This is a genomic window from Desulfobacter sp. (assembly GCA_028768545.1).
GTDB lineage: Bacteria > Desulfobacterota > Desulfobacteria > Desulfobacterales > Desulfobacteraceae > Desulfobacter.
Map to the genome: position 1 here is coordinate 2,143,732 of CP054838.1, position 13,935 is coordinate 2,157,666.

At 47.4% G+C, this 13,935-nt stretch carries 12 protein-coding genes and 1 tRNA gene; 11 read left to right on the plus strand and 2 right to left on the minus strand.

The window, feature by feature from the left end:
- The first annotated feature begins 133 nt into the window (after positions 1 to 133).
- From HUN05_10245 to HUN05_10275, 7 genes are all read left to right on the plus strand, one after another.
- A complete protein-coding gene (locus HUN05_10245; protein ID WDP85464.1) occupies positions 134 to 2,260 on the plus strand; it encodes an acetate--CoA ligase family protein in 2,127 nt (708 codons plus the stop codon).
- A 37-nt stretch (positions 2,261 to 2,297) separates the two neighbouring features.
- Complete coding sequence (locus tag HUN05_10250) at positions 2,298 to 2,609, plus strand: DUF1844 domain-containing protein (protein ID WDP85465.1); 312 nt, start codon at positions 2,298 to 2,300, stop codon at positions 2,607 to 2,609.
- Complete coding sequence (ispE, locus tag HUN05_10255; protein WDP85466.1) at positions 2,606 to 3,499, plus strand: 4-(cytidine 5'-diphospho)-2-C-methyl-D-erythritol kinase; 894 nt, start codon at positions 2,606 to 2,608, stop codon at positions 3,497 to 3,499. Before HUN05_10250 ends, ispE begins: the two co-directional genes overlap by 4 nt.
- A gap of 11 nt (positions 3,500 to 3,510) precedes the next feature.
- Positions 3,511 to 3,585: transfer RNA gene (locus HUN05_10260), tRNA-Gln, on the plus strand.
- Between the two features lie 29 nt (positions 3,586 to 3,614).
- On the plus strand, positions 3,615 to 4,553 hold the full coding sequence (locus HUN05_10265) for a ribose-phosphate pyrophosphokinase (GenBank protein ID WDP85467.1): 939 nt from the start codon (positions 3,615 to 3,617) through the stop codon (positions 4,551 to 4,553).
- A 52-nt stretch (positions 4,554 to 4,605) separates the two neighbouring features.
- The gene (locus tag HUN05_10270; protein WDP85468.1) at positions 4,606 to 5,241 is read left to right on the plus strand and encodes a 50S ribosomal protein L25; all 636 of its coding nucleotides are present in this window, start codon (positions 4,606 to 4,608) and stop codon (positions 5,239 to 5,241) included.
- 21 nt (positions 5,242 to 5,262) lie between these two features.
- Positions 5,263 to 5,844 carry an aminoacyl-tRNA hydrolase gene (locus tag HUN05_10275; protein WDP85469.1) on the plus strand — a complete coding sequence of 194 codons (582 nt, stop codon included), beginning with the start codon at positions 5,263 to 5,265 and terminating at the stop codon, positions 5,842 to 5,844.
- 108 nt (positions 5,845 to 5,952) lie between these two features.
- On the opposite strand, the gene HUN05_10280 is transcribed toward HUN05_10275, so the two are convergent.
- Positions 5,953 to 7,167 (minus strand): ISL3 family transposase, encoded by a 1,215-nt coding sequence (locus HUN05_10280; protein WDP85470.1) that lies wholly within the window; start codon positions 7,165 to 7,167, stop codon positions 5,953 to 5,955.
- 346 nt (positions 7,168 to 7,513) lie between these two features.
- Here HUN05_10280 and HUN05_10285 point away from each other — a divergent pair, with 346 nt between their 5' ends.
- From HUN05_10285 to HUN05_10295, 3 genes are all read left to right on the plus strand, one after another.
- Positions 7,514 to 8,050: a CarD family transcriptional regulator gene (locus HUN05_10285; GenBank protein WDP85471.1), complete on the plus strand. Its 537-nt coding sequence runs from the start codon at positions 7,514 to 7,516 to the stop codon at positions 8,048 to 8,050.
- A 62-nt stretch (positions 8,051 to 8,112) separates the two neighbouring features.
- Positions 8,113 to 9,045: an RluA family pseudouridine synthase gene (locus HUN05_10290; protein ID WDP85472.1), complete on the plus strand. Its 933-nt coding sequence runs from the start codon at positions 8,113 to 8,115 to the stop codon at positions 9,043 to 9,045.
- Positions 9,046 to 9,057: 12 nt separating this feature from the next.
- Entirely contained in the window at positions 9,058 to 9,501 is a 444-nt protein-coding gene (locus tag HUN05_10295; GenBank protein ID WDP85473.1) for a hypothetical protein, read from the plus strand.
- Positions 9,502 to 9,652: 151 nt separating this feature from the next.
- Here HUN05_10295 and fdhF read toward each other — a convergent pair whose 3' ends face one another.
- Positions 9,653 to 12,415 carry a formate dehydrogenase subunit alpha gene (gene fdhF, locus HUN05_10300; GenBank protein WDP85474.1) on the minus strand — a complete coding sequence of 921 codons (2,763 nt, stop codon included), beginning with the start codon at positions 12,413 to 12,415 and terminating at the stop codon, positions 9,653 to 9,655.
- A gap of 196 nt (positions 12,416 to 12,611) precedes the next feature.
- Here fdhF and HUN05_10305 point away from each other — a divergent pair, with 196 nt between their 5' ends.
- Positions 12,612 to 13,823 carry an IS256 family transposase gene (locus tag HUN05_10305; protein WDP85475.1) on the plus strand — a complete coding sequence of 404 codons (1,212 nt, stop codon included), beginning with the start codon at positions 12,612 to 12,614 and terminating at the stop codon, positions 13,821 to 13,823.
- The last annotated feature ends 112 nt before the right edge of the window (positions 13,824 to 13,935 follow it).

A 13,935-nucleotide genomic window follows, 5' to 3' on the forward strand; every position in this document is an offset into this window, starting at 1 on the left:
ACTTAGCCCATGAAAAGCCCTATTTTATATGCATTATTCATAAGATTCTTATCTGCATTTTCAATCGGCGGGCCGGGGTCTTGCGCTAAATATAAATGATACAATTTCTTTTCCCACGAAAGGAAGATAGACAATGGACAAGCTGGATGCAATCTTTTCACCTGAAACCATCGCTGTTGTCGGTGCCTCTACCCAGAAAGGAAAAGTCGGCCATGATATATTTGCCAATATCCTTTCGGGCGGATACCAGGGCACGCTTTATCCGGTCAACCCCAAAGCCAAATCTGTTCTGAGTGTCAAATGTTATACCAGTATCGCCACCATTCCGGATCCCATAGATCTTGCCATGATCATTCTGCCCCCCAAAGCGGCATTGGGGTCGGTAAAAGAGTGTATTCAAAAGGGGGTGCGGGGGATTGTCATCGTTTCTGCCGGGTTTAAGGAAGTCGGTGGTGAGGGACTTGAAATCGAACTTCAGATCAAGGCCTTGTGTCACAAGGCCGGGGTCAGGCTTGTGGGACCCAATTGCCTTGGGGTGATCAACCCCTCGTCCAAGGTTTCCTTGAATGCCAGTTTTTCGGCAAGAATGCCGAAACCGGGCAATATTTCTTTTATCTCCCAGAGCGGGGCCCTTTGTACGGCCGTGCTGGATTATGCCGCAGACAAAGGGTTTGGGTTCTCAAAGTTTATTTCCATCGGCAACAAGGCAGACGTGGATGAATTGGATCTGCTCAGATATTATCACAATGATCCTGATACCGACGTGGTCATGATTTATATGGAAGAGTTGTCAAGGCCTGCAGAAGAATTCATAGCAGAGGTCAGGGAGATGACTTCCGGCACCCATCCCACCCATGTGATTGCCATAAAGTCAGGGACCTCTGTTGCCGGGGCGGTTGCTGCGGCATCTCACACAGGGGCCTTGGCCGGTTCTGATGTGATGTATGACGGGCTCTTTAATATGGCCGGTATTTTAAGGTGCAAGAGCGTAAACCAGCTTTTTGATTATGCCCAGGCACTGGCGGCAAACAAATATCCTACCGGCGACCGTGTGGCCATTGTTACAAACGCAGGCGGGCCTGGGATTATTGCCACGGACATGAGCGAACAGTCCGGGTTGCAGCTGGCTAAATTTTCTCCGGAAACCGTCAAAGAACTGAAAAAATACCTTCCGCCCACAGCCAATTTTCACAATCCAGTGGATGTGATCGGAGATGCGGCCAAGGACCGGTATGAAAACACCCTGGCAACGGTGTTGGGAGACCGGAATGTGGATGCCGTGCTCATCATCCTCACTCCCCAGTCTATGACCGATGCCATTGGCACGGCCGAGTCCATTGTCAGTATTGCAAAAAATTCAATTAAGCCGATTCTCTGCGCATTCATGGGGGTGGTGGATGTTTCTGACGGGGTCCGCCTGCTTCAGCAGCACCGGGTGCCGGTCTATCAGTTTCCTGAAAGTGCCGCAAGGTCGCTCGGGGCATTGAGACAGAGCGTTAAATGGTTGTTCAGACGGATTTTACCCCAGTATGAACTCTCCTATGACCGTGACAAGGCCCAAAAGATTATTCAAGGATATATGGATGAGGGCCGGACTGTTTTAGGTGAGCTTGACGGCAATGAAATTTTAAAATGCTACGGGTTTAACACCATTCCCATGGCCCTAGCAAAAACAGCGGCAGAAGCCACAAAGATTGCAAAGGATATCGGATATCCTGTGGTCATGAAAATTGTCTCCCCCCAGATTCTGCACAAAAGTGATGCCGGCGGTGTCGAGGTCCGGATAGAGGACAAGGAGGGGGTTAAAACAACCTTTGAACGGATAATGAAAAATGCCCGGGCCTATGACTCGGATGCAGTGCTCGAAGGGGTGCTGGTTCAACGAATGGCACCCAAAGGCAAAGAGGTTATCCTTGGGGTGACCAAGGATCCCGTGTTCGGTCATGCCGTGATGTTCGGTCTGGGGGGTATTTTTGTTGAGGTCTATAAAGATGTGGCATTCAGGCTTTCTCCCATGGGCAGAAATGTGGCCCGGCGCATGGTGAAAAGCATTAAGGGGTATCCTATTCTCAAAGGATTGAGAGGCGAAGCCCCCTCTGATATTGAGGCCATAGAAAAAAATATCGTATCCCTCAAAGCCATGGTCGATCACCATCCCATGATACGTGAGTTGGATATTAATCCTTTGTTTGTCCATGAGGATGGCAAGGGAACCACAGTGGCGGATATTATTATCCGTTTGGAAACGGATCAAGATTAAATGGGGGCAACCTCATCATGTTTTTAAGGAGAACAATATGGCTCAAGGAAATGGATTTGTAATGGAAAACGGAGAACCCGAGGAGGAGGGGGTAAGGGATGCCATGCCCAAGATTGATTTTTCAAGCTTTATTCTTTCTTTATATTCTTCAGGCCTTGTGCAGCTGGGCAAGGTAGAGGATCCTTCTTCAGGCAAAAAAGGGGTGAACCTGGACATGGCCCATCATACCATTGATATGATTGCCATGCTACAGGACAAAACAAAGGGCAATCTCTCTGAAGAGGAGGAAAGTCTTCTCAAGGCCCTGCTTTCAGAGATCCGAATGGCCTATGTTGAGGCCGCCGGTTGAGCCTCTCCCTTATTTCTCCTGCAAAGATCAATCTTTTTTTGTATGTCCGGGACAAAAGAGATGACGGGATGCATGAGTTGTACTCCCTTATGGCCTTGATTGACCTTTGTGATCAGATCAAAATTGAGTTTAAAGGATCCGGGATAAAGGTGGGCTGCGATCATCCCAAGGTGCCTGCGGATCCTACCAACCTTGCGTGGCAAGCAGCCGATCTGTTCGTCGATCACCATATTCAAAAACTGGGGGCCCCCCCCTTTCAGGGGATCGATATTCAGATTGACAAAAAAATTCCTGTGGGGGGCGGTCTTGGCGGGGGCAGCTCTAATGCTGCAGCCATTTTGACTGGGTTGAACAAGATGGCGGGCCAGCCTTTTTTAAAGGCGGAATTAGAGAAGATGGCTCTGACCCTTGGGGCGGATGTTCCTTTTTTTATCCTGGGTGAGCCGGCCTTTGCTTCGGGTGTGGGGGAGCAATTGACCCCCTGCGGCAACCTGCCAAGATTTTGGGTGGTGGTCTGCAGTCCGGGGGTGTCGGCAAACACGGGAGATGTTTTTAAAAAATTGGAATTTGGATTGACATTCACAAGCAATTATATTATGAATACTGGTTCGAATACGTTGGTATTCGAACCAGAGCTTGATGGAAGGGAAGAATTACACAATGATTTGGAAGGCCCGGCCTGCAAATTATACCCTGAAATCAGCTCAACCAAAGAAGAGATGGCGTTGTTGCTGCAAAGAAATGTATACATGTCTGGAAGCGGCTCATCTCTTTTTGCTCTTTATTCGGACCATGCCGAGGCTAATCACGGTTTCCGGCGGATTGCCAAGGCATGGGAGGGGAAAAACCGGCAGGTTTTTCTTTCGCGGATAGGAGAGTACGGGCTATGAGTTTAATGTACTGGGGCGTCGTCAAGCGGTAAGACACAGGGTTTTGATCCCTGCATTCAGAGGTTCGAATCCTCTCGCCCCAGCCAAACTTAATATAAAAGAAAAGAGATTTACTATGAATGGCTTGTCAATTTTTGCGGGGAATTCCAATTCCGTACTTGCGGACAGGATTTCAGAATACCTTGCAAAACCCTTGGGAAGATTGAAAGTCAACCGGTTTAGTGATGGGGAAACCCAGGTTGAAATTCATGAAAATGTCCGGAAACAGGAAATCTTCGTGATCCAGTCCACCTGTCAGCCGGTCAATGATAACCTGGTCGAATTGCTTTTGCTGATCGATGCCTTTAAACGCTCCTCAGCCAATCGGGTGACGGCTGTAATTCCGTATTTCGGATATGCCCGCCAGGACAAAAAAGTATCTCCAAGGGTGCCGATCAGTGCCAAGCTGGTTGCAGATCTTCTGGATGCCACCGGTGTTGACAGGGTCATTACCATGGATCTCCATGCCGGTCAGATTCAGGGCTTTTTTAACGTGCCTGTGGATAATCTTTATGCTGCTCCCATTATCATTGATGATATCAAAACCCGGTTTTCAGATGATCTGGTGCTGGTTTCGCCTGATGCGGGCGGTGTGGAACGGGCCCGTGCCTATGCTAAACGGCTTCATGCCGGACTTGCCATTGTGGATAAGCGTCGCAGTGCTCCCAACCAGGCAAAGGCCATGGCCATTATCGGGGATGTTAAAGACAAAACCGCCATTGTTATTGATGACATGGTGGATACTGCCGGGACATTAACGGAAGCGGCAGGGGTTATCCGGGAAAAAGGTGCCAAAGAGGTCCATGCATATTGTACCCATCCGGTGCTTTCAGGGCCTGCCATTGAAAGAATCAATGATTCGTCTTTGAATTCTCTTGTTGCAACAGATACCATTCCCTTATCAGAGGAAGCCATTGCCTGTGACAAGATTAAAACGCTGTCCATTGCCAAACTTGTGGGTGAGGCGATCATGCGCAGTTACAGGGGTGATTCTGTAAATTCTCTATTTGTTTAAAAATATATTTTAGTTATTCTGTCCAATCCGGGCAGGTACGGAGGGTAAAACATTGGAATTAATTGAATTAAATGCAAAAACAAGAGAAACCAAGGGAAAGGGCGCAGCCAGAAAAATGAGAGCTGATAATGCCATTCCTGCCATCGTTTACGGTGCCAAAACAGAGCCTTTGAAATTGTCCGTTGATACGTCTGTTTTTGATAAAATAATCAGGGACAATGGTACGACCGGTCTGTTCTTTAATTTGAACATTGAAGGCGGCCAGGAGAAAATGGTTATGCTCAAACAGCTTCAGATGGATGCATTCGGGCTTAAGTACCTGCATGTGGATTTTCATGAAATTGATATGGATGCCAAGGTCTCTGTCTCCATTCCCGTTGAGACAACAGGGGAATGCGCAGGTGTTAAAGAGGGCGGGATGCTCCAGATTATCCGTCGTGAACTTGATATTCTGTGTAAACCCAAAGATACGCCGGAAAGTATTGTTTTGGATATTGCAGAGCTTGCCATTGGTGACGCCATCCATGTTGAAGACATTGATCTGGGTGCATCCATTGAGATTCCCCATGAGGTGAATTTCACTGTCCTGACCGTGGTTCCGCCCACAGCAGATACCTCTGATGTTGAAGAAGAAGATGAGGATCTGGCTGAAGAAGGAGAGGCCGTAGCAGAGCCTGCAGCTGAATAATCCTTTATTGTTCCTGGCATCATGTCTGATTCAACTTATACTTTGGTGGCGGGTCTGGGAAATCCTGGTAAGGAATATTCCCAGACCCGTCATAATATCGGGTTTCTGGTAATTGATGCCCTGGCCTCAAAGATCGGCCGGGATTTGAACAAGAACCGTTTTGATGCCGCCTATGTTAAGGCCCGGGTGAAAAACCGGGACACCTTCCTTGTAAAGCCGCTCTCTTATATGAATCGAAGCGGTATCCCCCTGCAAAAACTTGCTGCCTATTTTAAAATTGATATGGGGGATATTATCGTGATCCATGATGATATGGATCTTGCCTTTGGTCAGATCAAGATCGTTCAGGGCAGGGGACATGGCGGACACAATGGAATCCGGTCCATAATTGAGGCCTTTGGGCGCAGGGAATGCATCCGGATTCGTGTGGGGGTGGGTCACCCGGGGTCTGGCAGGGCGGTTACCGGCCATGTCCTGGGTAAGTTTTCCCATGAAGAACAATCCGGGTTGGATGAGTTGATTCAAACGGCTTCTGACGCCTGTCTGACCATCCTGGAATCCGGGGTGACCAAAGCCATGAACTCTGTCAATTCCCGCCGATAATCTATGTTCCCCGCCTGAGCCGTTTTCATCACTTTTTTTAAAGGTGCCTTTTAAAAATATCATTTTTAATGACGAGCAGATTCAACGCTCAATGTTAAAACATTTGGTTCATCCGATTAATGCGTACCTTTTATTGTGAAGGTCCAAAAGTTTCAACCTGAAAAACTCCGAATCCCTGTATCCATAAGCTTTCCGTTTCATGGTTTTTATCTTGTTATTTGTCCCTTCTAAAGGACCTGTAGATATCCTGTAATCATAGTATGAAAGGATTCTTTGCCTGTGCACAGCCAAGGTCTTGGCAAATTTCATCAACATTGGAATTTTGGAAATATTGGCCAGATTGATCCAATTGCTGACTATCTTTTCAGCTGTTTCTTTTTTCTTTTGATTCCATATTTGCCTGAGTTCCTCTTTCATGTAGTAGACTACCAATAGCGGCTGATTTATTTTCAATGCTTCTTCTAACCGTTGGGCCTCCTTCTTGTCATCACTGAGGTTTTCGGGATTTTTTAACAAAAGCCACCGGACTCCCTTCAGAAGTTTTTGTTGCCCGGTATTGGCAAGAAGGTTGTAGAGCTTTCGCCTGAAATCCGACAGTTTCTCATTGAACAATTTAACAACATGAAATCTGTCAAAGACAATTGCTGAACCAGAAAGATTTTCAATAACAGCACTCAAGTATGCCGGGGACATATCGATGCTGACGGCTTTGATTTTTGCTTTCGATATTTTCACTTTTGTCCAAAAAGATTTCAAAGCTTCACCACCTTTTCCTTCTCCCACGTGCAGAATTCTACCGGATTCCAGATCCATCACGATGGTCAAGTATTTATGCCCTTTCCCTATGGAAATTTCATCTATGGCAATCTGCCGGACTTTCTCAAGGGGGATATTTCGATAACGCCTCAGCAGGTCTTCTTTCTGGATCTGCTTTATCGTATCCCAGCTGATCCTTAAATGGATGGCAATATCTTTGATTGTCATGAACTGAGACAACTCCAAGACATACCGTTCAAAAGCCCGGGTATAGCTTTTCCCCTCCTGGGCAAAGGATAGTTTGATTTGCCGGACAAATTGACAGAACGAACACCAAATTCTCTGGATAGCCGTCCTGAGAATCACGGGTTTTGAACCTACCGGTATTGTTCTGAGATCTCTTGTCACAATCCCTTTCCTGGTGACGGACCTGGAATTACATTCCGGGCATTTTACCGCCTCCGGTTTTGGTATGAGTTCAAAAGTGATTATTCCACCGATGAAACGTGTTGTTTTATAAAAGTAGTCACGAAGGCCAAAGGCATGGTATATGAAGCTTGTGGACATTAATTCATTCTCCGATTTTGTGCGAATAACACAAAAAAATTAGAACATGATCATGTTCACACCATCATTTCAAGCATAAAAATCCTTACTGTGTTATTGCCTTCCCAGTGATGTTTCTCAGTCCAGGTACGCGATTTTCTGATGAACCAAACATTTGTTTTGAATTCAGTTGGTTTTGGTTTTTTTGTCAATTTTTGTCTCGTATTCAGCCGTCCTTTTCGTTTGTCAGGTAAAAACCTTGTTTAACAATGCTATCCAGGATTATTTTGTTGACAATATTGTTAAAATATGGTTTTCTGCCTGAGAATGGGCAATTTGTTTTCACATTAATTAAGGCGGGCTATCAATGGGTGAAGAATCCGGAAATACTGCGGCTAAGGCAAAAGAGAATTCAACCAAAAAAGAGTTTGCAAAGGGTGATCTTGCAGTCTATCCTGCACACGGTGTCGGCTATATCGAGTCCATCGAAAGCAAGGAAATTAACGGCGACACCATGAATTTTTACATGATGAAGATTGTGGAAAACGGAATGGTGATTATGATTCCCACCTCCAATGTGGAATCTGTCGGGTTGCGGGAGGTTATTCCGGAAACTGAAGTGGCTCAAGTCTACAAGGTAATGCAGGAAAAAGGTCAAAGCAGTGACAACCAGACCTGGAACCGCCGGTACAGAGAATACATGGATAAAATCAAGACCGGTTCCATCTATGATGTGGCCGAGGTCTTTCGGGATCTTTTTCAGCTAAAGCTTGAAAAGGATCTTTCTTTTGGTGAGAGAAAACTTTTGGATACCGCCCAGAACCTTTTGGTGCAGGAACTTTCCATGGCCAAGGATATTGATGAAAAAGCCATGATGGAAGAAATTGAAAATCTGTTTACCTGATCGGTATTTCCCAGATTAAATCCTCACCGGCAGGCCGCCAGCCTGCCGGTTTTTTTATTCACATGAATCTATTATTTAGCATCTCAACTTCCAAGGTTGGGCTCCGTCTCGACCAGGTGGTCGCCCTTTCCCATGAGACCCTGTCCAGGGGCAGGGCGTCGGATTTGATCTGTCAAAAAATGATCCTGGTGAACGGGGCGACCAAACGACCCGGATACAGGGTGAAAAAAGGGGACAAGGTTTCAGGCCGGATTCTCATTCATGAACCGCCGACCCTTCCAGCACCTGAAAAAATGGCGCTTTCCATCCTCCATGAAGACGACTATATTCTGGTGGTGGATAAACCCCCGGGACAGGTGGTGCATCCAGGGCCCGGTCACCTCACAGGTACCCTGGTCAACGGCCTTCTGGCCCATGATTCTGTGTTTTCAAACCCTGGCTGGGACCCTTTGCGCCCGGGAATTGTTCACCGGCTGGATATGGATACCTCGGGCCTGATTCTGGTTGCAAAAACAATCAAAAGCCATGAATTTCTTCAAAAAGAGTTTAAACAGCGCAGGGTGATCAAAGAATATCTTGCTCTGGTTCAGGGAAAAGATATTCCAGACCAAGGCGATATCCTGCTTCCCATTGGCCGCCATCCCAAAAAACGCAAACTCATGGCCGTGGTGCCTGAAACCGGAAAGTACGCCCGAACCGGGTTCCGGGTGAAAGAACGGTTCAAAGAGGCGACTCTGGCGGCAATCCGCCTGTATACCGGGCGTACCCATCAGATCCGGGTTCATTTTTATGCCTCGGGCATGCCTTTGCTCGGGGATCGGGTATATCAAAACCGCCGTCACCGTAAGGGATCAATGCTTGCCCCAAGACAGATGCTTCACTCCTGGCGTCTGGGGTTCAGGCATCCTTTTTCAGGCAGAAAAATGGCCTTTGAAGCCTCCCTGCCTGAAGATTTTGAACAATGTTTGGCTGTTTTGGCCAGTTCAACCTCCTAATCCAAAGTGTGTATGATGTCCAATTATCCCAGGATGCATTCTGCCGAACATCTGCTGAACCAGGCCATGGTCCGGCTTTTTAATTGTAGCCGGTGTTTTTCCGCCCATATCAATTCCAAAAAATCAAAATGCGACTATCATTTTGAAAGACCTCTCACGGCTCAAGAAATTCAAAGGGTTCAGGATGAGGTGAATCAGGCCATTCAAGCGGATTATCCTGTGGGGTTTGAAATCATGTCAAGCCAGGAGGCCCAAAAGCAGTTTAACATTGAACGGGTACCCGGCCAGGCAAAACTGAGCCAATTTAGAATTGTGCGCATGGGCGATTATGATGCCTGTCCCTGTATTGGCGACCATGTCAGTTCAACAGGGCAGATCGGAGCGTTTAAAATTACAACCGCAGGATTTGAGGCCGGGGTGGTCCGCATCCGTTTTAAGCTGGGTTGTCCCGGTTGAACCTTTTTTATCGGTCTAAAAGGGGGGTAAACAAGGCTGGATCCTTTTGGACATGAAACAGGCCGGGAATTGGATCTTTCAATTTTACACAAAGAGCAGGCCAATGCAGTCTGCAAAGGCTCGCGCTTTGGTTGAGCGTTTAAAAAAAGGTCTAGGCTGCCTCAATATTAATGGCGCAGACCTTGAATTCCGGAATTTTTGCCGTAGGGTCAAGTTCTGAATTGGTCAGCTTGTTGGCCGCAGCCTTGGCAAAATGGAAGGGGATGAAAATGGTCCCGTCCACGGCTTTTTTTGACACCTTGAGTTTTGCCTTTATCCGTCCCCGTCTCGAGCAAACCTTGACCATTTGTCCGTGGTCAATCCCCAGTTTTGTGGCATCACCGTTGGATATTTCAACAAAGCATTCAGGTGAGAGCCTGTTTAACCCATGGGTGCGCATGGTCATGGTGCCGGTGTGGTAATGGTAGAGCACCCGGCCGGTGGTCAGGATAAAGGGATAGCTTTGGTCGGTTAGTTCTGCCGCAGGCACATGCTCAATGGCATGGAAATATCCCCTGCCCCGTGTAAACTGGGAGGAGTGTAAAATGGGGGTGCCAGGATGGTTTATATCCGGGCAGGGCCAGTGAATTCCTTCCTGTTCAATGCGTTCCCAGGTGATGCCGCTGTACGAGGGCGTCAGGCTGGTGATTTCTTTGAAAATTTCATGGCTGTTTTCATAGGAAAAATCATATCCCATGCGCTGGGCAATCTGGCAGATGATCTGCCAGTCCGGCCTGGCCTCCCCCGGCGCTTCAACTGCTTTTCTGACCCGTTGAACCCGCCGTTCCGAGTTGGTGAATGTCCCGTTTTTTTCGGCAAAGCAAAAGGCCGGCAGAACCACATCGGCAAGGGCCGTGGTTTCAGTCTCGAAAATATCTTGGACCACAAGAAATTCCAGGTTGGACAGGGCTTTTTTTGCATGGTTGAGATCTGGATCCGAGATCATGGGGTTCTCGCCGATGATGAACAAGGATTTCATCTCTCCGTCATGGGCCTTTTGGAACATTTCTGTGGCCACAATCCCCGGGGTTGAGGACAGGTCTTCAATCTGCCAGGCCTTTTGGTATTTTTCCCTTGTATCAGGGCTTGCCACGGGCTGGTAAGCGGTGAATACATTGGGCAGTCCTCCCATGTCACAGGCGCCCTGGACATTGTTCTGGCCCCGAAGGGGGTTGACACCGCCCCCGGGTTTGCCGATATGACCGCAGAGCATGGATAGATTGGCCAGGGATTTTACATTGTCCGTGCCGCAGGTATGCTGGGTAATGCCCATGCAATAGCAGATGGAGGCGGCATCGGCCCGGGCAAATTTTTCGGCCACCTCAATCAGGTCTGATTGGGGAATGCCTGTGATTTTTTCAACATGTTCCGGGGTGTATTTGGCCACGGTGGCCTTTAAGGCATCAAAGTTTTCGCACCGTGCTTCAATGAATTCCCGGTCTTCAAGATGGTTTGAAATGATAATGTTCATCAACCCGTTGATCCAGGCGATATCGGTTCCGGGGGTGGGCCGCAGCCATGTTTCAGCATGGTCGGCCAGATGGACTCTTCTCGGGTCAATGAGGATGAGTGTTTTTCCCTTGAGGACTGCCCGTTTCATGAACGAAGAGAGCACTGGGTGATTTTCAGTGGTGTTTGAACCTGTCACCAGGATCACATCCGAGTCTTCAATATCGGCGATGGAGTTGGTCATTGCACCGCTTCCAAAAGCTGCAGCCAGACCGGCTACGGTGGAGCTGTGTCACAACCGGGCACAATGGTCAATATTGTTTGTCTTTAAGACCCCCCGGGTGAATTTCATGGCCGCATAGTTGTCTTCATTGGTGATCCTGGCCGAGGTCAGAACCCCTGTGGCATCAGGTCCGTAAGTGTCCTTGATGGATGTCAGTTTTGAGGCCACAAGGTCCAAGGCCTCGTCCCAGGAGGCTTGTACCTGCTTGCCGTTTTTTTTGATCAAGGGGGATTTAAGCCGATCAGGCGAGGAGACAAAGTCGTATCCAAACCTGCCTTTGACGCAGAGGCTGGCATTGTTGGGCGGCAGATCCGGGTCTGCCCCGTCGATCTTAACGATTTTATTGTCCTGGACAAATACATCCATTTGACAGCCGACCCCGCAAAAGGAACAGGTGGTTCTCACCGTTTCGGTGGGGGTAAACCGATGGTCCCGAAATTCCCTGTCAGGAATCAGGGCACCCACGGGACATGCCTGGACGCATTCTCCGCAAAATACACAATCAGAATCTTTGAGGTGATTGTCATTGCCGGCAATGATTTTCATCTCTTCACCGTGGTAACCGAATTCAATGGCGTTGTTGACCTGGATTTCCCTGCAGGCTTTGATGCATCTGCCGCAAAGGATGCACCTGGAAAAATCTCTGATAATGAAAGGGTTGGCCCGTTCTGTTTTATATTTGCACAGGTTCTGGGGCATCCCCTTTGTCTGAACCTGATAGCGGTAGGCCAGATCCTGGAGTTCACAATCCCCCCATACCGGGCAAAGGTCCTGCTTTCCGTCTGACTTGAGGACCTCAAGCTGGAAATCCGTCCAGTCCATGGTGTCAAAATTTCGAATGGCGCAATTGTGATTCCCCCGGGTCAGAAGGCCTGAAATAATCTTTTTTCTGGCCTCAATCACCCGTGGTGATTTACTTAAAATAACCATGCCGGGTTCTGCCGGGGTTACACAGGATTCAACCAAGTCTTTTTGTCCTGCAACTTCCACCACACAAACCCTGCAGGTATGGGTGGGGTTTGTATGTTTGAGGTGGCAGAGGGTGGGAATGTCTATTTGATTTCGACTGGCAATATTCAGAATGGTTTCGCCGGGTTCATATTCAAGCTGGTTTTCGTTGAGCGTTATAATATCTTTAGCCATAGGTTTGTCCCCCATAGTTTACTTATACTCTCACGTGCTGACCCTGAACAATGTTTTGGGATATATACTACTGAGTCATTTTTGTCAATGTCAGGCCTGAGAATTTCCAGGGCTCACGCATATAAATAAAGGGCGTTCAAAATTCTGTGTCAGTTGAATGAAAGCTGATATACTCAGCTAAATAAGGAGAACTGACATGACCGAAGAAAACACCGAATTTGATTTTCAAAAAGCCCTTAAAGGCATCCAGGAAGGTAAACCCTTCATAGGTAAGGGCGGCGTCCTTACATCATTAATCAAAAATCTTGCTGAAGCTGCTCTTGAAGGAGAGTTGGAGTCCCATCTCGGGCAGGAAGTTTCTGCCAACCGCCGTAATGGAAAAAGCAAAAAGACCATTAAATCCCTGGATGGTAAATTTGAGCTGGAAACCCCGCGTGACAGGGCCGGAACCTTCTCTCCACAGATCGTCAAAAAACATCAGACAACGCTCAGCGATGAAATTGAAAGAAAGATAATAGCCCTTTACGGCCTGGGCATGAGTTATAATGATATGGCTTCCCATTTACAGGAAATCTATGGACTTGAGATTTCAAATGCCACTCTGAGCACCATTACCGATAAAATCATCCATACCGTCAAAGAATGGCAGGCCAGGCCGTTGGAAAATGTGTACCCAATCGTATGGCTTGATGCCATACATTATAAAGTACGAGAAAACGGAAAGGTCGGCAGCAAAGCCGTTTACACAATTCTTGGGGTGAATATCGAGGGCCGCAAAGAGGTTCTTGGGCTGTACATATCCGAGAATGAGGGTGCGAACTTCTGGCTGCAGGTGTTAACAGACCTTTCAAACCGAGGGGTAAAAGATATCCTGATTGCCTGTGTTGATGGTCTAAAAGGTTTTCCCGAGGCCATTGAGACCATATTCCCGGACACAGAAGTTCAACTCTGCGTAGTCCACCAGATCCGAAATTCATTGAAATACGTTGGTTCCAAAAATAAAAAGGAATTTATGGCAGATCTAAAACGTGTTTATAAAGCGGTCAATAAGGATCTGGCCGAAGAAGAACTGGATATCTTGGAAAATAAATGGAATGACAAATACCCGATTGTGATAAAATCCTGGCGGAACAACTGGGAACGCCTCAGTCATTTCTTTAAATATCCAGAAGAGATTCGACGGATAATATACACCACAAATACCATTGAGGCTGTGCATCGACAGTTTCGAAAACTGACCAAAACAAAGGGATCATTCCCGAACCAGGACAGCCTGTTAAAGCTGCTTTACATGGGGATCCAGAACGCCAGTAAAAAATGGACAATGCCGATTCAAAATTGGTCACTGACAATTTCCCAGTTGGCAATTTTCTTTGAAGGCCGGCTGGATAAAGAGCTGGGAATTTGATAGGGATTTATTTACAGATGGAAAAGATGGTTCCAGGAACTCCACTCCAGCAAAAGTCAACTCCTCCGACGTGGCTGATTGAAGGCCCATTCTCGGACCTGACTTTTACTTC